Raw genomic sequence first — 20579 nt, 5'->3', positions numbered from 1 at the left:
GGTCTCGGAAATTGGCGATTCGCCATCACTAGTTTCACTCCACAGCGGCGACCGTACGAATGCTGCCATTCTCCAGTCTTACCGCCCATACCGGCTTAAGCCGTACGCCATCGTCCAGGCTTTCCGGAACATAGGCCGGATCAATCGAAGCAATAGAAGCCATAGAGGCTTCGCCGACCAGTTCTTCAAGGCTTGCCGCCAGCTTCTCGCCGCCCGGCAATTTCACCACCTGCTTGGCCAGCGGCTCGTCCTGCAAGTACAAGAGCGAGCGTTCATAAGACGTGACCGTTCCCTGCTGCAGATCCAGCTCCATAACGCCAAACGGGAAAGCACGCGTATTCAGAATCGGATACCCGCCATAATACTGCTGGAATCCGACCTGGGTCCGGTCCTCGGATTCATCCGCCCGGCTCAGCCGGAAGATGCCGTTCCATCCGCCATGCTGATTCACGAAATCAATCGCAGACAGCACATCCTTCCCGGGGTTGCTCTCGCCCGACGGCGGCGCTGCCGGATCCGTATAGCTGATCCAGCTCTGGGCATGGTCTACCTGCAGGCTTCGCTTGCTGTCAGTGTAGATCTGGGAGCCATCCCGCTCCCGGATATTGCGCGTAATGCTCGGATCGAAGAACAGGCTCCGCTGCATTTGCTCAATCGTGTACATGTCAAGCGGCATGTCGACACGGATCATATCCATATCGGTACCGGGCAAATAATAGCCGCCATCGGTCAGCGTGTATGACATCCAGTTCTGGCCAAAATCCACCAGCTGCTGCACATCCTGCGGCGTCAAGTCGGCCTGTCCCGCCTCGTAGACGGCATCCCCTTTTGTACTGAAGAAGAGTACATGAATCTTGGGCTCCCCCTCCACGCTGTACAGCCACATCCGGTTGATGCTCTCGCCTTCAAACGTAGAATCCGGGCGAATCTGCATCACTCGCTGCAGCAGCCTGACCGGGACACCGGAATCGAAGCTCAGCTCGATACCCTGACTTTCCGACCGCAGCTTCTCCCAATCCATATTGGTCACCATGCGGCGCTGGAAGCTGTCAAAGGTGCGTCCCTTGAGCCGGGTGTAGATCAGGTTGTAGAACGTATCATTCGGATAGAAAATCGTATGCTTGCTCTCCCCCATATGGACGATCATTTTATCCGGGTACAGCAGATTTTCGGCTTTTTCCTCCGTCCCCATCTCCTCGGTGCGGATGTAGGCATTGGGGGACTGTACGGCCGAGTCGTTGCCCGGCAGACGATAGATAAGGAAGAAGCTCTGCACCAGACTGCTGACGACCAGCACGGTGAGCACAATCGTTTTGAGCCGCTCCTTCACGTCGCAGACCCCCCTTCGTCTTTCAGAGGCAGTGTAAAGGTGACGACGGTTCCTTTTTCAAGCTCAGACTGCAAGGATATGGAGCCCCCGTGGGCCCTTACAATTTCCCGGGCAATGGACAGGCCGAGTCCCGTCCCGCCGAGATTGCGCGTCCGGGCTTTGTCCACCCGGTAGAAGCGCTCGAAGATCCGGTCCAGATCCTTCTTCGGGATCCCCATCCCTGTATCCTTGACGGACAGCGAAAGCATCCCATCCTCGGTGATCGCCGCTCCCATCGTAATCGTTCCGCCATCAGGCGTATACTTCAGGGCGTTGGAGATCAGATTGTCCAGCACCTGGTCAATCCCGTCGCGGTCCAGCATGGCGGTGGATACCCCCGGTTTGATCTCAATCAGCGTGCGAATGCGTTTCTGTTTCATTTGAAAAGAGAACCTGTCCTCTACATCCTCCAGCATTTCCAAAATATCCGTCGGCTCCTTATGCAGCGCCGCTTCCTTGGAATCCAGCCGCGACAGATGGAGCAGATCGGTGACCAGCCGGATCATCCGCTCCGTCTCATTCTGGATAACACCGACAAATCGCGGTCCCATCTGCTTATCTTCCAGCGCTCCGCTCTCCAGCGCTTCCGTGTAACTCTTGATCGTAGTCAGTGGCGTGCGCAGCTCATGCGATACATTGGCCACGAACTCCCGGCGCGAAGCCTCCAGCTTCTCCTGCTCGGTAACGTCCTGAAGCACCGCAATCGTGCCTGTAATGCCAATCTCCCGGCGATGAATCGGGGTGAACGTCACCCGCATCATCACCGGCTGGCCGCCCTCGCGCGGCACAAACTCCAGCAGCTTCGAGCCAACCTCGCCGCCTTGGGCGAGAGACTCGGCCTCCGGCTCTTCCAGCCCCAGCAGGGAGCTAATCTCGCGGCCAGCCAGCTCCTCGCCCTCCACGCCAAGCATTTCACTGGCCCGGCGATTCATCAGGATCACGCGGCCTGCATCGTCGGTAGCGATCACACCGTCGCTCATGTTGGTCAGAATGGAGGCAAGCTTCTCCTTCTCCTCCTCATTCTGTGACAGAGCCTCGCGCAGACGGCTTGTCATATAATTGAACGCCTGGCTGAGCTGGCCGATCTCATCACTGCCGAACACCGGCGTTTTCTCGGTGAAGCGGCCTTCGGCCACCGCACGGGCATGCCGGGTCAGCTCCTTGATCGGATGCGTGATCGTGTGCGACAGAATGACGCCAAGCACAGCGGTCAATCCCAGCGCCAGCAGAATCCCGGATATAAAAATATTGTTAATCCGCTGCATCGTGCCATACAGCTCGCTCATGCTCGCAACGATGTAGATGGCCCCTACGATTTTTTCGTTGTAGATGACCGGCTTGGCAACCACCTTTTTGCGGATGTTATCATCATCAATAATGTATTCCTCATTGTCCCTGATCCCTTGCAGCGCCCGGCTGACCACTGTCTGGGTGTTCTTCGTTCCCACATAATCCGCGTGTGTCGGCAGCGAGGTCGTCAGTACCCGCCCCGTTGAATCCAGCACCTGGATCTCAGCCCCGTTCAGGTTGAACAGATTGTTCACCATGACGCGCAGACTCTCCACCGGGTCATCCTCCGATTCATTCTCGCCGCCAAGCGTCTTGGCAGCCAGCACGGACATCAGCTCCGCCCGCTCCTGCAAATCCTTGGTGAAGTTGCTGGTGAGCGAGGTTTTCATCGCGCTGACAAAGTACACCCCGATCAATTGCATGGCAATCAAAATGAGCAGCACATAAATAATGATCACCTTCGCCTGGATTGTGCGGAAGAAGGACAGCCATTTCATTAGAGGCCTCCGTTTTTAGGGCTGCGCATCAAATAGCCAAGCCCCCGCCGGGTCAGAATATACTCCGGCTTGCTCGGATTCTCTTCGATCTTCTCGCGAAGGCGGCGAATCGTCACATCGACCGTCCGCACATCGCCGAAATATTCAAATCCCCACACCGCCTGCAACAGGTGCTCCCGGGTCATCACTTTGCCTGCATTTTTGGCCAAATAATAGACCAGTTCATACTCCCGGTGGGTCAGGTCCAGCGCTTCCCCGCCTTTATAGACGAGGTACATATCGGTATCAATAAACAGGTCAAACAGCCGCAGCCCCTGTCTCGTGTCATGAGCTTCCTCTGCTCGTCCCACACCGAAATCCGGCTTGTGCTGCCGGCGCATCTGCGCCTTCACGCGGGCCAGCAGCTCCCTGGTGCTGAACGGCTTGGTCACATAATCGTCCGCACCAAGCTCCAGTCCGAGCACCTTGTCGATCTCTCCGTCCTTGGCCGTCAGCATGATGATCGGGATCTGCAGGTTGGCGGCACGCACCTCACGGCACACGTCCATACCGTCTTTGCCGGGCAGCATCAGGTCGAGCAGCATCAAGTCCGGATGCCGCGTCAGCGCAATGTCAACCGCACTGATGCCGTCAAATGCGCAGATGACCTCATAGCCCTCTTTCTCCAGATTAAACTTTAAAATATCGGCAATGGGTTGTTCGTCATCCACCACCAGAATCGTTCCCTGCATACCTTTCACCTCATACCTTCACTTGAACGGTCTTCTTTTCATTTTACCACACCTAGGGCGCAGGTACACCCTACCACGGAAGCAGTTCCGGTCTGCCTGGCCGTACGGAAGGTGCTGGGCCATACCCGGGGACTCGCGGTGTTCTGAGGCGCTCATCTGGCTGGAGTATTCCTTTCGCTGGGCTGGTCGTCCTGTCCGTCGCCGTTACCCGATATTGGAACCACAGGCGCCGAGTGTCCGTAAAACTAGATAAGACGTGTAAACGCAGGGCTGGACACTTAATCAGATGCTCTGGAGGCGATTTATATGGAAGTTGCCGGTATTTTTGTTATCCTGGTTTTCCTCCAAGCGGCCCTTCGCAGGCTGCTGGTGACCGAAAAGGTATCGCTATTCGATACCGAGGGAAGTGACAGCTATTTTCGCATATTAGTGTGTTTCATTGCTTTTGTAATCAGTATGATGGTTCTCGACTGGGGCGGAATCATCGACAAGGCGCTGGCTACCAAGCTGTGGCTGCTCGGGGGCACGGTGTTCCTCGGAATAAAAAGATACATGGATAAGAAGTATATCCCGGAAACGAAGGAGCATGTCGTCACGACTTATCTGGTATCCCTAAGCGGGATAGTGACGTTATGGGTGCTGTTCCTATAAAGATGAATTCCCGCTACCGCTGCCCTCCATCCCCAACTCCCGCTCCCCCAAGCAGGACCGCTTCCTTCTTTGGGGGACCGGCTTTTAAGCTTCCTGGATCAGCCAGCATGGTGACGGGGATGCCGCTGGCGGAGCGAGAGGAAATCAGCTTGGAGAATGCCTTTGGGAGCCCTTTGCCACTTCTGCCCGGATTCATTCAAAGCAAAGGGCGGACAACAGCAGGCGGAAAGATGAGTTCCCGCTACGGCTGCCCTCCATCCCCGACCTACTACCAGCTGCTATCCGAAACATAAAGCAGGCCGCCCCAACAAAGGAGCGGCCTGCTTTACTGTTATGATATATGAAACCATAATGGCTTATGTCACATTGACGCTACAAGTATATCACAGATTTATAAATATTTCATCGGATTTTGCGGAACTCCATTTTTTTGAATTTCGAAATGGAGATGGATGCCGGTTGAGCGGCCTGTGCTGCCCATAACCCCGACTTTAGAGCCCTGCTGCAGAGACTGGCCATTGCGCACGGAGATGCTGTTTAAATGGCCGTACAGGGTTCTGTAGCCGTTGCCGTGATCGACGATGACCACCTTGCCATATCCGCTCTGCTCGCCTGCAAATACCACCTTACCGGCGGCCGAAGCCTTGATGGTCCGATTGCCCACAATATCGATCCCGTCATGGGATCTTCCCCAGCGGCTGCCGAAGGAGCTGGTCACCCTTGCTCCGCTGACCGGCCAAGCGAACTGCTTGCTGCTTGATGCTTGGACCGCAGGCGTGGCAGGTTTCTCAACCTTCGTGCCTTTGTAGACAACCTCCGGCAGCGCTTCCTGCACCACCTCTTGGCCGAGCCACTGCTTGGCCACGACCTGGCCGTTCTCCTTGGTCACTGAATAGTTGACCACCTTCACACCGTCACGCCCGGGGCGGACGACCTTGCGCGTGCCCTTCGGAAGCTCATCGCTCTCGCGAACGATGATCTCCGGCTTGCTCGGCTGTTTCTCGGTGACTGTTTCCACCGTTCGTACCGTAATCGGCGCTTCCGGCTTGGTCAATCGCAGCTCGGAGCCAATCTGCACATACTTTTCCTCAACTTCCGGGTTCAGCGCCATCACTTCCGCACTCGTCATCCCGTATTGCTGTGCGATCGAGGAGATGGTGTCTCCCTCTTTCACCGTGTAGATGACTGGCTGATCCTTCGTATCTGTCAGCACCTGGACAGCGGCCTCCACATCCAGCACTTCCTCCGGACTCGCCTTCGTTCTGGCCAGCTCGATGCTCTCCTTAATGTTAACCGACTTCAGTTCACTGCCCTCGGATGCCTTGTTGTCCGTTGAAGCGGATGCCGAGACCTTGGTGAACTTGACTTGGCTCGTCTCCACCTGAGCTGCATCCGGCGCATACTTGAGCTTTGCAGCTTCCAGCGCCGCCTGTGCCGTCTCCTGATCCTTCACGACCGCCACCGTCTCGCCGTTCACCTTCAGCTCCACACCGCGCGCGTAGGCCTGCAGCATACCGTCCAGTTTCTGAAGCGTCTGCTCACTGTCAATCTCCGGCTTGTATCCACGGTCCGCTCTCGTTGTGATGCCTTCGGTCTGCAGCACCATGAACGTGCCCGGATACTTGTCCTGATATTCCTTCTGCTTCGCCTCAAATAGCTGATCGAGCTGGGCATCATCCTCGATGGCGCCCACATGCTTGCCATCAACATATACATGATAGTAGGGGATTGTATTTGCATTAACGTAGGCTTTGCTTGTTGTATAAATTGAGCCGGCGATGATGATTGCTCCAGCCGTGATCCAGACCCACTTGCTTTGCTTAGCCCACCACCCGCGACGTTCGGGATGGGATGGGGATTTCGAAGCACTGCCGGACGCTTGAGACTCCGCAGAGCTTTGAGCTTCCTTTTTGAGCAGGGCGCTGTCTTTCCACCACGATCCTTTGAAACCTCTCATGTCCCTCTCCTTTGAGTGTCATTTCTAATCCGAATGATTATGTAAGTTGGCACATCATTCTTTAAAAGGTATCAAAATTTTAACCTTTTTGATCTCCGTTTACTTTAGCACAGGCACAAACCTTTTTTCAAGTTCCGACAGAATGCGAAAAACCCGCGCCAGGCGCGGGTCTCATAAATTTTCCCATTTTACAAAGTATTCGATTTGGTGACAAAATCGTGACAACGCATCCGAAAACACGGAATGATCGTCTATTCCTGCAGCTTGGTCAGCAATCGGTCGAATTCTTCCTCATTCAAGTATTTGGATACAATCTGCTCGATTTCCTCCAGCTCTGCGGTCGTCAGTCCGTTCTCCATCGCCTCGGATATTTTTTGCATTTCCGCTTGCGGAAGCCGCTGCATCAGGATCAGGAAGATCTCCTCTTTGTCCTCCACAGGCAAGCTGTCCTTCTTATCCACAATATCATTCGGCGTCATCACAAGCTGCTCATTCTCCAGCCCTGAGTCTTCAGATCGGCTATCAACACCGCCCATGACCGGGAGTGAATTGTCTGGAGGCTGATCTTCATCAGTGACCTCGCCCTGGCCTTCTGTCGCGGTGGACTCCTCTTCCCCCAGCTGAACCGTCGCCCCGCCATTTTCATCCCCCTCAGGGGTCGACTGCCCTGCCGTATGTGAGGACGGATCGTTAGCATCACCCCGGCCGCTGTCCGCGGCGTTCTGGACCGGCGATTCCGCGTTCTCCTTCTCCGTGGCCCCCCGATCACCCAGCATGCTTTGCATCATCGTGCCTAAACCGAAAGGCTGCCCCTCCAGTTGAATATTAAAACTCGCAAGCAGAGACTGAATATAAGCATTGACGACGAACCCCGTCGTCATAATGGTTAAGAAACTGACCAAAATAGCAGACAAACATAGCTTGAGCAGCCATTTTAACATATTCATCAGGACTTCCTCCTTCTATCCCACCCTCTCATCATCAAACCGTGCCACTCTATGACCCGATTCTCTCTTGTTCCAGTATTGACGGGATCTCATAGGTTCAGTCCCCGACTTTCATATTTTCTCGAAAAAAGAAGGGGAAGCCGCATGAAGAAAAAGCCTGCCGATCCCGGCAGGCTTCCATCTGTATGTTTATTCAATTCTATTATTCGTAAATCGGCAGCACCTGATTCGTCTGCTCACGGTTGCGTCCCACGGAGAAGATCGCAATCGGAATGCCCGTCAGCTCCGACACGCGCTCCACATAGCGGCGCGTATTAGCCGGGAGATCATCCAGTGTCTTCGCGCCTGTAATGTCCTCGCTCCAGCCCGGAAGCTCTTCATATATGGCCTCACACTCAGCCAGCATCTTCAAGCTGGAAGGATAGTGGCTAATCTCTTCGCCGCGATAGCGATACGCGGTGCAGATTTTGACCGTTTCCAGCCCGCTGAGCACGTCGAGCGAGTTCAGCGACAAGCCGGTAATCCCGCTCACGCGGCGAGCATGACGGACAACGACGCTGTCGAACCAGCCGACACGACGCGCACGGCCGGTTACGGTGCCGTATTCATGGCCTTTTTCACGGATATAATCGCCGATCTCATTGTTCAGCTCGGTTGGGAACGGACCGTCACCCACACGGGTCGTGTAGGATTTCGCTACCCCGATCACCTGCTGGATCTTCGACGGGCCAACGCCGGAGCCGATACATACCCCACCCGCAGACGGATTGGAGGACGTCACAAACGGATAGGTCCCCTGGTCGATGTCCAGCATGACGCCCTGCGCGCCTTCGAACAGCACCTTCTTGTTATCGTCAATCGCATCGTTAAGCACCACGGAGGTATCCCGTACATACGGACGGATGGCTTCCGCATAACCGAGGTATTGCTCCAGAATCTCTTCTACATCCAGGGCTTCCCCGCCGTATACCTGGGTGATCACTTGATTCTTCTCCTTCACCATATGGCGAAGTCTCAGTTCGAACTCTTCCGGGTCCATCAGATCCGAGATGCGGATGCCGTTACGCGCCGCCTTATCCATATAACAAGGACCGATCCCCTTGCGCGTTGTACCGATCTTGTTCGGTCCCTTCCGATCTTCCTCCAGCGCATCCAGCACCATGTGATAAGGCATAATGACGTGCGCGCGGTCACTGATGACCAGATTGTCGGTTGTAAAGCCATTGTCATGAATATATTGAATCTCTTCGATCAGCGCAGCCGGATTTACTACCATGCCGTTGCCGATGACACAGATCTTATCTTTATAGAAAACTCCGGATGGAATCAAGCTAAGCTTGAATTTTTTGCCGTCAATCAGAATGGTGTGGCCGGCATTGTTGCCGCCTTGGTAACGGGCGACCACGTCAGCGCTTTCCGCCAAATAATCCGTGATCTTCCCTTTCCCTTCATCTCCCCATTGCGTTCCCACAACGACTACCGTTGACATATTCATTCCTCCGTCGGTGTTCATACACCCTGTATTATTCCTTGACTCTCTCCCTTTATGATAAGGGCATGATAAAAAAGACCATCAGTCAAACATCACTGCACTAAAGCAGCAATATCAGTGTAACAGCCCTCATTTTTAAAGTCAAATAATAAACGAACAATTGTACATCGACAAGTACGATTGTTCGGAATTAGGACATGAATAATGGAGGATTCCCGGATAATATCCAGCCAAACCGGTTAGAATGCCCGGATCTCACAAGCTGCGGCAGTTATTGCCGCCTCGCAGGGGATTGAACTCGTCATGGCTGATCCTGCCCAAATGGGAGCTTGTTGCACGAAACCTCGCTACTGCTCTGCGAACACGTCCCTTTTTGGTACTTGTTGCACGAAATTGAGCTACTACAATAATACGGCTCCAATCTTCCTCGACATTCTCCAGACAACGCGCCAACACCGTTAGTGACGGTGTCGAAAACACATTGTAGAATACCTGTTCATAGTCCGGAAACACTTGTTCCAGTAAAGCTCGGCTGTTGAGCTTGGCCTGCACAAAAATCCCCGTGACGAACTCATGCTGACTCGATTAGCATTAAGAAACTGTAACATTTAAAATAAATAGGTGAGAAATATAGAGATTTCCAGGACATTGAAAATCAGGTGAATCGAGCAATCTTTAATGGAGTTATCTGATTATTTTATTGGTAATGTGTTGTGTATTCGCAGGCAAAAAATGAGAGCTTTATTTACGGCAAAAGATGTGATGTTTTCCAGGTGACGAAAGTCACCACATTCCAGCATAATAAAGGAGAGTTCTTAATGACTATTAATTGGACCGCTGTTCTGATATTGTTTATTCAAATTCTGCTTTTTATATTATTGTTACTCGGTATTTACGCGATAATAAAACGAAGAAGAAGGAAATAGGAGTTTTATTCAACCCTCTACTAGCTCCTACGTAGCAATAGAGGGTTATTTAATCATTTCGTATAGAAATGTTGGCGTCCCTCCCTCTTCCGGACTTGTGCTAATATACGTGGGTGCTGTCAGCTTGGTAGGTACTCTTCCTATTTTAAATTAAATATAGCTGCCATACTTGGCAGCTATATTTAAAGTGAAACAGCAAAGGTGTCTTCATAAATTTATTAAGGTGTTTTCACCCGAATCATGTTATAGATATAGTAGTCGCTGTTTACGGGATTACGTCGTGGATTATCAATTTGCATTGATGTTGATCCCGATCCGTCCAACATAATCGAGTCTACCGCATTCAATCCGAGGCCATCCATAATATCTCGGCATACCAAATTGTGCCTATGCTCCATCAACACGTCCCTTTTAGGTACTTGTCGCACGAAAGTGCGCCTCTGCTCCGCCGATAATAAGCTTAGTACTATTCAGCTGCGTCCCCCGCTCCCGGCGCTAACCGGCGGCAAATGCATCCGCATGAGTCCGCTCGTAATTGACGAATTTATTGAAGTTCTTCAGGAAGACCAGCTCCACGGTGCCGACCGGACCGTTACGCTGCTTGGCGATGATGATCTCGATGATGTTCTTTTTCTCCGTTTCCTGGTTGTAATAATCATCCCGGTACAAGAATGCCACGATGTCGGCGTCCTGCTCGATCGAGCCGGATTCCCGAAGATCACTCATCATCGGACGCTTGTCCTGACGCTGCTCTACGCCCCGGCTGAGCTGGGACAGCGCAATGACCGGCACTTCCAGTTCCCGCGCAATCTGCTTCAGTGTACGCGAAATCTCGGACACTTCCTGCTGCCGGTTCTCGCCCGGCTTGCCGCGGCCGTGAATGAGCTGCAGATAGTCGATCAGAATCATGCCGAGGCCCTTCTCCTTCTTGAGGCGGCGGCATTTGGCCCGGATATCGGCCACGGTCACACCCGGCGTATCGTCGATATAGATCTCCGCTTCCGACAGGGCGGCAATGCCCATCGTCAGCTTCGACCAATCCTCGTCGCCCTTGAAATCCCCGTTTCGCATAACGCCGGCATCCAGGTTGGCCTCCGCACAGATCATCCGTTGTACGAGCTGCGGCGCAGACATCTCCAGACTGAAGATGGCAACCGTCTCCTTCGCCCGGATCGCCACATTCTGGGCGATGTTCAAGGCGAAGGCCGTCTTCCCGACCGATGGACGGGCGGCCACGATGATCAAGTCACTGCGCTGGAATCCGCTGGTCATCTTGTCGAGGTCTACGAATCCCGACGGAATGCCCGTCGTGCTTCCCCGGTTCTGGTGCAGCGTCTCCACCTTCTCGAACACTTCCATCAGCACATCCCGGATCGCGATAAAGCCGCTTCCCGTACGGCGGTTCGAGATTTCCAGGATGCGCCGCTCGGCTTCGCTCAACAGCGAACCGACGTCATCCCCGCCGGTATAGCCCTCGCTGACGATTTGCGTCGCTGTCCGGATCAGACGCCGCAGCATCGATTTCTCCTCGATAATCTGGGCGTAGTAGTCGACGTTCGCAGCTGTCGGTACCGCGTGGGCCAGCTTCGCCAGATAGCTGACGCCGCCCACTTCCTCCAGCTGGCCTTTATCCTGAAGCCTGGAGGTGAGAGTCACCAAATCGATCGGCTGATTCTCTTCCCCGAGCTGAACCATCACTTCGTAGATCATCTGGTGCGTCTTGTCGTAGAAATCTTCGCTCTGCACCCGTTCCATCGCCGTGATCAGCGCTTCGCTCTGCAGCAGGATGGCGCCCAGCACCGCCTGCTCCGCCTCCAGGTTTTGCGGAGGCACCCGATCGAAATAGAGTTCTCCCCCCATGCTTATTCCTCCGTAATTTGAACCTTGAGCGTCGCTTTGACCTCAGGATGCAGTTTCACCGGCACCTGTGTTACGCCAAGCGTGCGGATCGGCTCACCCAGTTCAATTTTGCGTTTGTCGATTTTAATCTTCTGCTCAGCCAACGCTTCGGCAATCTGCTTGCTCGTAATGGCGCCGAACAATCGTCCGCCCTCGCCGGCTTTTGCTTTCAGCACAACGGTCATCTCATCCAGCTTCTTGCCGAGCTGCGCCGCTTCTTCCTTCTCTTCCGCCTTCCGCTTCTGTTCGGAGGCATTTTGCTGCTGCAAAGTCTTCATATTGCCTTCCGTCGCCGGACGAGCGATGCCGCGCGGGAACAGGAAATTCGTTGCATAGCCTTCCGAGACCTCTTTAACCTCGCCTTTCTTGCCTTGACCCTTCATATCTTTGATAAAAATGACTTTCATTCGAATAACCCCTCTTTCGCTTCAATGTCTGCCAGTACTTCCAGCAGCCTCTCCTCTGCTTCCTCCAGCGTCGTATTCAGCTGGACTGCGGCGTTCGTTAAGTGTCCGCCACCGCCCAGCCGCTCCATGATGACCTGGACATTGAGCTTTCCCATCGAGCGGGCACTGATGCCGATTCGGCCGTCAGGACGCTCGCTAATGACGAATGAAGCTTGAACATCGGTCATATTCAGCAATAAATCTGCCACCTGAGCTATAAGCAGCTGCGGAATCTTCTCCCCGCTCTTCGAGACTGCAAGTGCGATATGTTCATATACCATTCTAGCATGCTTCACGATTTCTGCCTTGGCAATGAATTCCGTCAAATCCTCCTTCATCACCCGCTGGATCATCATCGTGTCGGCACCATGCCGCCGCAGGAAACCGGCCGCCTCAAACGTGCGGGACCCGGTGTGCAGCGCATAATGCTTCGTATCAACCGTAATACCCGCCAGGATCGCCGTGGCCTCCAGCGGCGTCAGCGATACGCGGTCGTGGATATACTGCAGCACTTCGGTCACCAGCTCACAGGTTGACGACGCATAGGGCTCAAGATATATGAGCACCGCATCGTTAATAAACTCCTCGCCCCGGCGATGGTGGTCCATAACGACCACCCGGCTGGCTCGCTCCACCAGACGCGGCTCCATCGTCATCGACGCCTTATGCGTATCCACAACGACGAGCAAGGAGTGCTCGCTGAGCAGCTGCATCGCTTGTTCCGGGGAGATGAACCGGTCCATGAGCGCCTCGTCCTTGCGCACCTCGCTCATCAAACGCTGGATGGACGGGTTCAGTCCCTCCAGCACGATGAATGCCTCAACATTGTACAGCTGTGCCGCTTTCAGGACACCGATGGAAGCTCCGATCACGTCCATATCCGGCAGCTTATGCCCCATAATGATGACGCGATCGCTCTCCTGCATCAGATCGCGCAGCGCATGGGAAATGACCCGCGCCCGGACCCTGGTCCGCTTCTCCACCGCATTGGATTTGCCTCCGTAGAAGGAGAGGCGTTGCCCAGCCTTCACAGCGGCCTGATCCCCGCCCCGTCCAAGCGCCATATCGAGACTGGACTGGGCTAGCTGACCCAGCTCGGTGATATCGTCCGAGCCGAAGGCCAGCCCCACGCTCAAGGTGAGCGGCACCTTCAGCTCCGCTGTCATCTCCCGGACCTCGTCCAGAATCACGAAACGGCTGTTCTCGAGCGCATCCAGCGAACGCTTGTTCAGCATCATCAGATAGCGGTCAGACGACAGTCTGCGCAGGTATACGTTGAACTCGCGCGCCCAATCCGTAATTTCGCTGGTCACCTTGGCAATGAGTGCGGTCCGCTGCTGGTCATCCATTCCTTGCGAAGCCTCGTCCATGTTGTCCATCATAATAATCCCGAGCGCCAGCCGCTCTTCTTCGTATCGTTGACGAAGCACGGCCAGCTCGGTAATCTCGTCCAGATAGATTAGACGTTCCTCCGGAATAACTGTCGCTTCGTAATGCTTGTCCTCATGCGCGATTTCCAGCCGGAACCTCTCGGGCGCAGGCTCCTTGCCATCCTTGGCATCACGCATCGACGTGCTCAGCTGCGGAAACAGTTCGTTCAATGACTGCCCGACCAGCTTCTCGTGAGGAAACATGTTCAGCACGAACTGATTATGCCACTCCACCGTCTTGTCTTCGCTGTATAGCACAATGCCGATTGGAAGAGCGCTGATGGCTTCGCCCTCGACCCTCTGAATACGAAAGGACAGATCGCCGATGTAATCCACCAGCTCCCGGCGGAATTTCATCTCTGCCTTCAGCATCGTGTAGCCGCCAACCACCGCCAGCAGCAATGCGATGATGCCGAGAATCGTATTATAGTAAGACAGCAGGATCACTAGCAGGAGTACCAGTGCGAACGCCCAAACGGTATGATAGCCGTGCCAGCGTTTCTGCAGAAATTTAGGCATGACTGATCACCCTATCTTTTGTTTTTACTGATCGCTTGACGAAGCGGAAACGCCAGGTCTATGATGCCGACAATGATCGCCGGTGGAAACAGGACAATCGGAATAGCCGTCAACAGCGGAATGACGGGGTGCCACTTTTTCTCATGAGCGAGGAAATAGAAGAATCCCAGCGCCTGAATCATGAAACAAATCTGCAGCAGCGGCATCGCGTTGGCTACAATCAAATGCATAAAGTTGTTGTCCGAATCTCGGATAGCCAAGCTTATGAAAAAAATAAGCAGGTAATACCAGAGCAAGGAGCGCGGCATCATCCACTCTCTAGCCGGCTTCAACCGGGGTACGGACAGCCCCATGCTGTTCAAGGTCGGACGGGCCAGCGCATGCGTAACCACCGTCATCAGGAACGCGCTGATAATCATCGCAAACGGCACCAGCTGCATCGTTCTGTCCTTTAATGCGGCGGTGTCTGCCTCTGTCCAGAACTGGCTGCCCAGACTGCTGTTCACACCCATTTCTGTCAGCGGAGCTGTGGTCATCTGTACGATCTCATCCACATACCGCGACAAACTCAACTCGAAGAAGGTTGTGCTTACCATCAGCAGGACAAGCATCTCAAGCAGCAGGACTGCAATCCCGTATTTGAGCACCTGCATCGCCGGTCTTCTTTTGCGGTACAAGTACCCGAACACAAGTCCCGGTATTAAGAAATACAGCGCCAGCAACAGGAAAAACGGTTCAATCAACATCGCAATAATCCATACCGGTGCGATGTGCACAATAAATGATCTAGTATCTAACGCCGTAAACAGAATCGCAACCGGCAGAACGAGCAAAAATGCGGTCACGATCGAAAATGGTGTTACAAGCGAAAGCAGCAGCAACAGATAGATGATGCTCCAAGCCGCTGTAGTCCAGCGAAGTTTCAATATGTTCACCTCTTACGCAAATGTTCTTCTAGCGCGGATATGTCCTGGTACCAATCCTCAAGCTGGTGACCTTCCTGCTTATGCTTTTTCAATTTCTCCAATAAGAGACTGTCTAAATCCCGATACGACATGCCCAGCCTGCGCCCTAGTATGTAGGAGCTCATCATCAGGCTTGCCAAACTGTCTGCAACCTTGGTGGTACTTCCTTCCCATAAAGCTTTGAACAACCGGGATACATTGTCAATCACTTCCGTTTTGAGCCATTCAATGACTTTGGCCCGTTTGGCTACATCCAAGTCTTTCGGCATATTTGACATCCCCATCTCTCCCCGAAAAAGCTTTATTCTCCATTATAGCACAAAAAAATCCCACTCACACAAAGCCCCCCGGCCCCGGATGCATAAGCTTCTCTTCCTGCCGTTTGCAAATAAATAGGACGTGCTTCCCGCCATCAATCGCGGTTACACGCCCTGCCGGTACAACTGCCGGCTTCTTACGAAGCCCCTTGCGGCTCAACCGTCTCCTTGGACACAAATCGTTCGCAATATTCAATAATCAGGCTGCGGCGGACGATACCGATAAACCGGTTCATATCGTCCACAACCGGCACAAAGTTCTGCACCTTCGCCAGATTGATTAAATCCTCCATGTTGGCGTCGATCGACACCGGCTTAATATCCATTCGAAACGGGACATCCTTAAGCACAAACTTTGAAGCGTTCTCAAAAGTAATCTTGCCGCCGGAGTTCTTCATATGCCACAGCAGGTCCCCTTCGGTTACCGTGCCGGCATACTCCCCGTTGTCATTCAATACAGGCACAGCCGTGTACCTGTGGTATTCCATCCGCTCCAGCGTCTGCCTGAGCGTGGAATCAAGCGTTAAACAAATCACGTCTTGTTTCGGTAATAGAAAGAACGCGATATTCATTCTGTTATCCTCCTTATGACCTTTGCCAAAAGCCATTTTACCCTTATACCCATACATACGTTGCTGGAGGCAATTCCCATTCATCGGGGACACAAAATCAGCAGCCAATTCCGGACTGCTGAATCACTATTATTGGAATGACACGCGAATCCGCCGATCCGGTCCGGCCGGAGGCGGCGGAGCGCAGTCATATTTGTACATCCGCATCGCGCGGTTTCAGCAGCTGTTCCGCCTTCGTATCGGGATTCATCCAGTTGTCAATCAACGCCCGGGCTTCGCGAACATCCTCCAGGTCGGGATCGTTGTAGTAAATGCCGCCAATCCGCATCCCGTCACCCATAATCGTAAAGCTGGTCATATCGACCTTGCCCCCGGTCAGCATCTGTTTGGCCAGATCAATGATAAATTTAGGCTGCATATCGGTCTGGAAGTTGTCTCCCATAATCTCGATCAATTCCGGAACTTTGCCAATCTGGTCAGGCTGTCTGAGCCGCTTGGCGGCCACATCGAGAAACACCTGCTGACGCTTGGCCCGGTTAAAATCGCTATCCTCCCGATATCTTACATAGTTCAAAGCCTCTTCCCCGTTATATATCGGTTTGTTGGCTTCTATCGTGAACTTCTCGTGATCTCTTCCCTTATTCACAATATCCTTGCCGATCGGCAGCGCCACGCCGCCCATCGCATCAACAACATCTTTCAAACCCTGGAAATTAATCGAGGCGTAATAATCGATCCTCTGATCCAGGAAAGCCTCCATCGTGTCCTTGGCCATCTGGTGGCCTCCAAAGGCAAACGCATGCGTAATCTTATCCTTGCTGCCACGCCCGATAATGTCGGTATACGTGTCGCGTGGAACCGATATGAGCAATACCTTGGATTCTTTCGGACGCACAACAGCATAGATCATCGTGTCTGAACGGGCAGGTTCATTCTCGCGCTGGTCGCTTCCCAGCAGCATGACCGAGAACGGCTTGCTCTGAAGCATCACCGGATCGGGCGCTTGACTACCTTCGAGCGGCTTATACGACCGCTGCAAGGAGTTCTCAACCTCTTCTGCCATGAACAGATCGAACGCCATCACCGCTAGCTGGGTTCGGAACATCCATGCGGTTGCACCCGCAACCAGCAGGACTGCAAGGGTAATATATATTGTTTTCCTCTTCATGAGTCAGATTCCTTCTTTTATATGAAAATATTTATTTATCCTTCTCCAAGAGCCAGGGCATCGCCGGGAAGAGGGCGCTAACCTCCCTTTTACTATTAAACGGGACGCTATCTTCTGACACACTGGGTCTGGGTCATCACGCCATGTCGCAGGCAGCTTCTGGCGAGCCAGGACGTCACCTAACGGTGAGTCATCGTCATTACTCCCCGGGCTCTATTGTAACCAGCGGCTTGTGAAATGTGAACCTCTCAGACGGTATTCACAACATGTACCTCAGTTTCTATTACATGGAATGCTAGATTCCTATAGGCGTGAGAAAGACTCGTGAGTGACGGCCTCAGCCGCTACCGGATGCGTCATCCAGTCTCCGAGTCTTTCTTTCCAGCTTAATGTTTTGGAGAAGCCGTATTCAAACAGCTTGCGCGTTTCCTCAAACCTGGCTTCCTTCGTCGGCGTTCCCATAACGACGGCGATCAGCCGCGTTCCATGTCTCTCCGCCGTGCCTGTAAAGCAGTAGCCAAGCTGTTCGTTGTACCCTGTTTTCAACCCGTCTGTGCCCTCATAGGAGTAGGGACCTCTCAAGGAAGGGAGCATCCAGTTCGTGTTGCTTAAGTATAAATCACGTCCTACAATCTTCAGTTGAGTCTGGCTCGAGGCAGTGAGAACATCGGGATGATGATCAATAAGATGCGCAGCCAGCAGCGCCGTATCTCTTGCTGTCATTCTAGTCCCTTCATCCTGCCCTGAACCGGCCTTCCCGCTTCCCCGGCCATCAATCGCGGATGCGCTGCTAAAGCGCGTATGGCTCGACAGTCCAATCTCCTTCGCCTTGGCGTTCATCCGCTGCACGAAAGCCTTCTCGGAGCCGGATGCATGCTCAGCCAGCGCCATAGCGGCATCATTGGCCGAGTAAACCGCTACGCTTTGAAACAGCTCGCGAACGGTTAGCACATCGCCTTCTTTAAGAGACAGCTGAACGCCTCCGATGGTAGATGCTTCCTCGCTGATGGCAACCTCGTCGTCCCAGGATATTCTTCCGGCCTTGAGATCTTCGAGAATTATCAGCTCTGTCATCAAATTGGACATGCTTGCAGGCGGCAAAGGCATCTCTCCATTGTGATTGACAAGAATCCGCCCTGTGTCAATCTCCATCAGAACGACCGCTTGCGCGTTGATGGCAGGCTTAAAACCGAGGCGTTCTGTATTTGAAAATAATACCGTACCGACAAATATCACTAAACCTATGCATAGGATAATAAGCCACCGTTTTTTCATCATGAAAAAGCCCTCCGTATATATATAAGACGGTTGAAAACGGCGTTTGGTCTGCATTTTTTCAAAAAAAGTTAAGTGGAAATTTATGTAACGCGGTATCATTGGCCATGACAAACAGGCCTCCTCGAGTGAATCACTTGAGGAGGCCTGGCATCTAGTCTGAAAATATGAGATTTCGATGATTTGTATTAAGCGTAGTGGCAGGCAACAAAATGATCGTTGCCCACATTCCGGTACTCCGGCACCTGCTGTTTGCACAGGTCGGAAGCCAGCGGGCAGCGAGTATGGAACTTGCAGCCTGTAGGCGGGTTCGCCGGGCTCGGAATGTCCCCTGTGAGGACGATCCGTTCTCTCTTCAGCGTCGGATCCGGAACAGGCACCGCAGACAGCAGCGCTTTCGTGTACGGATGCAGCGGATTACGGAACAGCTCTTCCTTGCTCGCCATCTCCACCATCGATCCGAGGTACATAACTCCTATCCGGTCACACAGATGCTCCACCACACTAAGATCATGGGAGATGAACAGATAGGTCAGCTGTTTATCCCGCTGCAGATCGCTCAGTAGGTTAATGATTTGTGCCTGAATCGATACGTCCAGTGCGGAAACCGGCTCGTCGGCAACGATGAAATCCGGGTTCATAATCAGCGCCCGTGCAATCCCGATGCGTTGGCGCTGACCACCCGAGAACTCATGCGGGTAACGGTCATAGTGATACGCTGCAAGTCCGCAGATTTCCAGCGTTTCAATAACCCGGTCCTTCAATTCTTTTCTGCTTACTAACCGATGGTCAATAAGAGCCTCGCCAATCGCCTCACCGACCTTGATCCTTGGGTTCAGGGAGCTGAATGGGTCCTGGAAAACAATTTGCATTTTCGGACGCAACGTACGCATTTTCTCCTTAGGCAGCTCATGAATATCTTGCCCTTGGAAGATGACCTTGCCTTCCGTCTTTTCCAGCAGTCGCAGAATGGTACGCCCGATGGTGCTCTTGCCGCAGCCTGACTCACCCACAAGACCGAAGGATTCACCCTTATTGATCGTGAAGCTAACGCCATCTACCGCTCGAACATGGCCTACCGTACGCTGCAGAATGCCGCCGGTGACAGGGAAGTATTTCTTCAGGTTATTAACTTCAATCAGCGCTTGACTCATTCTACTTTCCCCTCCTCTTCATACAGCCAGCAGGCAACCTTATGGCCGTTCGGATCAGTACCAAGCGGGGGTTCTTTCTCCTTGCAAATCTGCATGCAGAATTCGCAACGATCATGGAAATGACAGTTGTCTCCAAGATCCACCGGGTTTGGAACCTGTCCCGGAATCGAATACAATCGCTCCTGCTTTTGGTTAATCACCGGCTTCGCTTTCAGCAGGCCTTTCGTATAAGGATGCTTCGGCCTTTGGAACAGCTCGATCACCGGCGCTTCCTCAATGACCTTCCCTGCATACATAACAACCACATAATCAGCCATCTCGGCCACAACACCGAGGTCATGAGTAATCAGCATGATGGCGGTGTTAAATTTCTCCTTGATATCACGCATCAAGTCGAGAATCTGGGCCTGGATAGTAACGTCCAGCGCCGTTGTCGGCTCATCCGCGATCAGAAGCTTCGGATTACAGCTAAGCGCAATCGCAATCATGATCCGCTGGCGCATACCGCCACTCAATTCATGCGGGTAAGAGTCAAAGATCTTCTCCGCACGCGGAATACCTACAAGATTGATCAGCTCAATCGCACGCTGTTTCGCTTCCTTCCGATTGACAAGCTGGTGAAGCATAATCGGTTCCACGATTTGCTCTCCAATCGTTAGAACGGGATTGAGTGAGGTCATTGGCTCCTGAAAGATCATGGCAATATCGTTGCCGCGAATCAAGCTCATATCACGCTTGCTCATCTTCAACAGATCTTTGCCTTCAAACAGGATCTCTCCTCCAACAGGAGGAACGTCAATCAAACGCATCAGCGACATCGCAGTCACGCTTTTACCGCAGCCGGACTCACCAACTACACACAGCGTTTCGCCTTCGCGAATTTTGAAACTCACATCGTCGACGGCTTTCACGGTGCCTGCTGAGGTTTGAAAATGCGTTTTTAAATTTCGAAATTCAACTAAATCTTTAGCCAT

General features: G+C 53.0%; 17 protein-coding genes. 1 reads left to right on the top strand and 16 read right to left on the bottom strand.

Annotated elements, in window-relative coordinates; genetic code table 11:
* Positions 1-34 precede the first annotated feature (34 nt).
* From CHH75_RS17070 to yycF, 3 genes are read right to left on the bottom strand one after another with little or no spacing between them, the layout of a single operon-like run.
* Positions 35-1330 carry a YycH family regulatory protein gene (locus CHH75_RS17070; protein WP_095398731.1) on the bottom strand — a complete coding sequence of 432 codons (1296 nt, stop codon included), beginning with the start codon at positions 1328-1330 and terminating at the stop codon, positions 35-37.
* Positions 1327-3156, bottom strand: coding sequence for a cell wall metabolism sensor histidine kinase WalK (gene walK, locus CHH75_RS17065; protein ID WP_095398730.1), 1830 nt, complete (start codon positions 3154-3156; stop codon positions 1327-1329). Before walK ends, CHH75_RS17070 begins: the two co-directional genes overlap by 4 nt.
* Positions 3156-3887: a response regulator YycF gene (gene yycF, locus CHH75_RS17060; protein WP_095266687.1), complete on the bottom strand. Its 732-nt coding sequence runs from the start codon at positions 3885-3887 to the stop codon at positions 3156-3158. The genes walK and yycF overlap by 1 nt, the downstream gene beginning before the upstream one ends.
* A 306-nt stretch (positions 3888-4193) precedes the next feature.
* On the opposite strand from yycF, the gene CHH75_RS17055 reads away from it, so the two are divergent.
* Complete coding sequence (locus CHH75_RS17055; RefSeq protein ID WP_095398729.1) at positions 4194-4538, top strand: DUF4181 domain-containing protein; 345 nt, start codon at positions 4194-4196, stop codon at positions 4536-4538.
* A 391-nt stretch (positions 4539-4929) separates the two neighbouring features.
* Here the strand turns inward: CHH75_RS17055 and CHH75_RS17045 are convergent, their stop codons facing one another.
* The 13 genes from CHH75_RS17045 to CHH75_RS16980 all read right to left on the bottom strand — a co-directional run bounded on the left by CHH75_RS17045 (position 4930) and on the right by CHH75_RS16980 (position 20579).
* Entirely contained in the window at positions 4930-6495 is a 1566-nt protein-coding gene (locus CHH75_RS17045; protein ID WP_095398727.1) for a peptidoglycan DD-metalloendopeptidase family protein, read from the bottom strand.
* A 251-nt stretch (positions 6496-6746) separates the two neighbouring features.
* The gene (locus CHH75_RS17040) at positions 6747-7442 is read right to left on the bottom strand and encodes a hypothetical protein (protein ID WP_095398726.1); all 696 of its coding nucleotides are present in this window, start codon (positions 7440-7442) and stop codon (positions 6747-6749) included.
* 202 nt (positions 7443-7644) lie between these two features.
* Positions 7645-8931, bottom strand: coding sequence for an adenylosuccinate synthase (locus CHH75_RS17035; protein WP_095266680.1), 1287 nt, complete (start codon positions 8929-8931; stop codon positions 7645-7647).
* A 1424-nt stretch (positions 8932-10355) separates the two neighbouring features.
* A complete protein-coding gene (dnaB, locus tag CHH75_RS17025; RefSeq protein ID WP_095266679.1) occupies positions 10356-11720 on the bottom strand; it encodes a replicative DNA helicase in 1365 nt (454 codons plus the stop codon).
* A gap of 2 nt (positions 11721-11722) precedes the next feature.
* A complete protein-coding gene (gene rplI, locus CHH75_RS17020; protein WP_095266678.1) occupies positions 11723-12166 on the bottom strand; it encodes a 50S ribosomal protein L9 in 444 nt (147 codons plus the stop codon).
* Positions 12163-14154: a DHH family phosphoesterase gene (locus CHH75_RS17015; protein WP_095398725.1), complete on the bottom strand. Its 1992-nt coding sequence runs from the start codon at positions 14152-14154 to the stop codon at positions 12163-12165. The genes rplI and CHH75_RS17015 overlap by 4 nt, the downstream gene beginning before the upstream one ends.
* Before the next feature lie 11 nt (positions 14155-14165).
* A complete protein-coding gene (locus tag CHH75_RS17010) occupies positions 14166-15089 on the bottom strand; it encodes a DUF2232 domain-containing protein (protein WP_244908248.1) in 924 nt (307 codons plus the stop codon).
* On the bottom strand, positions 15086-15388 hold the full coding sequence (locus tag CHH75_RS17005) for a MazG-like family protein (RefSeq protein WP_176475605.1): 303 nt from the start codon (positions 15386-15388) through the stop codon (positions 15086-15088). The genes CHH75_RS17010 and CHH75_RS17005 overlap by 4 nt, the downstream gene beginning before the upstream one ends.
* 185 nt (positions 15389-15573) lie before the next feature.
* Positions 15574-16008: a CBS domain-containing protein gene (locus CHH75_RS17000; protein ID WP_095266674.1), complete on the bottom strand. Its 435-nt coding sequence runs from the start codon at positions 16006-16008 to the stop codon at positions 15574-15576.
* Positions 16009-16195: 187 nt separating this feature from the next.
* Entirely contained in the window at positions 16196-17176 is a 981-nt protein-coding gene (locus tag CHH75_RS16995) for an LCP family protein (RefSeq protein ID WP_095398724.1), read from the bottom strand.
* Between the two features lie 303 nt (positions 17177-17479).
* Entirely contained in the window at positions 17480-18454 is a 975-nt protein-coding gene (locus tag CHH75_RS16990; RefSeq protein WP_413773636.1) for a D-alanyl-D-alanine carboxypeptidase family protein, read from the bottom strand.
* Positions 18455-18639: 185 nt separating this feature from the next.
* Positions 18640-19605 (bottom strand): ABC transporter ATP-binding protein, encoded by a 966-nt coding sequence (locus tag CHH75_RS16985; RefSeq protein ID WP_095398723.1) that lies wholly within the window; start codon positions 19603-19605, stop codon positions 18640-18642.
* Positions 19602-20579 (bottom strand): ABC transporter ATP-binding protein, encoded by a 978-nt coding sequence (locus tag CHH75_RS16980; protein WP_095266671.1) that lies wholly within the window; start codon positions 20577-20579, stop codon positions 19602-19604. Before CHH75_RS16980 ends, CHH75_RS16985 begins: the two co-directional genes overlap by 4 nt.

Source organism: Paenibacillus sp. 7541 (genome assembly GCF_002276395.1).
In the GTDB taxonomy this organism is placed as follows: Bacteria; Bacillota; Bacilli; order Paenibacillales; family Paenibacillaceae; genus Paenibacillus_AQ; species Paenibacillus_AQ campinasensis.
The sequence above is the reverse complement of the archived record's forward strand: the minus strand, read 5'-3'. Positions and strand labels throughout refer to the sequence as shown.

Coding starts and splice junctions, on each gene's coding strand:
- CHH75_RS16980 (WP_095266671.1), bottom strand. CDS start 20,579: ATGGCTAAAGATTTAGTTGAATTTCGAAATTTAAAAACGCATTTTCAA.
- CHH75_RS17015 (WP_095398725.1), bottom strand. CDS start 14,154: ATGCCTAAATTTCTGCAGAAACGCTGGCACGGCTATCATACCGTTTGG.
- CHH75_RS17035 (WP_095266680.1), bottom strand. CDS start 8,931: ATGTCAACGGTAGTCGTTGTGGGAACGCAATGGGGAGATGAAGGGAAA.
- CHH75_RS16985 (WP_095398723.1), bottom strand. CDS start 19,605: ATGAGTCAAGCGCTGATTGAAGTTAATAACCTGAAGAAATACTTCCCT.
- CHH75_RS16990 (WP_413773636.1), bottom strand. CDS start 18,454: ATGATGAAAAAACGGTGGCTTATTATCCTATGCATAGGTTTAGTGATA.
- CHH75_RS17000 (WP_095266674.1), bottom strand. CDS start 16,008: ATGAATATCGCGTTCTTTCTATTACCGAAACAAGACGTGATTTGTTTA.
- CHH75_RS17045 (WP_095398727.1), bottom strand. CDS start 6,495: ATGAGAGGTTTCAAAGGATCGTGGTGGAAAGACAGCGCCCTGCTCAAA.
- CHH75_RS16995 (WP_095398724.1), bottom strand. CDS start 17,176: ATGAAGAGGAAAACAATATATATTACCCTTGCAGTCCTGCTGGTTGCG.
- rplI (WP_095266678.1), bottom strand. CDS start 12,166: ATGAAAGTCATTTTTATCAAAGATATGAAGGGTCAAGGCAAGAAAGGC.
- walK (WP_095398730.1), bottom strand. CDS start 3,156: ATGAAATGGCTGTCCTTCTTCCGCACAATCCAGGCGAAGGTGATCATT.
- CHH75_RS17055 (WP_095398729.1), top strand. CDS start 4,194: ATGGAAGTTGCCGGTATTTTTGTTATCCTGGTTTTCCTCCAAGCGGCC.
- yycF (WP_095266687.1), bottom strand. CDS start 3,887: ATGCAGGGAACGATTCTGGTGGTGGATGACGAACAACCCATTGCCGAT.
- CHH75_RS17040 (WP_095398726.1), bottom strand. CDS start 7,442: ATGAATATGTTAAAATGGCTGCTCAAGCTATGTTTGTCTGCTATTTTG.
- dnaB (WP_095266679.1), bottom strand. CDS start 11,720: ATGGGGGGAGAACTCTATTTCGATCGGGTGCCTCCGCAAAACCTGGAG.
- CHH75_RS17005 (WP_176475605.1), bottom strand. CDS start 15,388: ATGCCGAAAGACTTGGATGTAGCCAAACGGGCCAAAGTCATTGAATGG.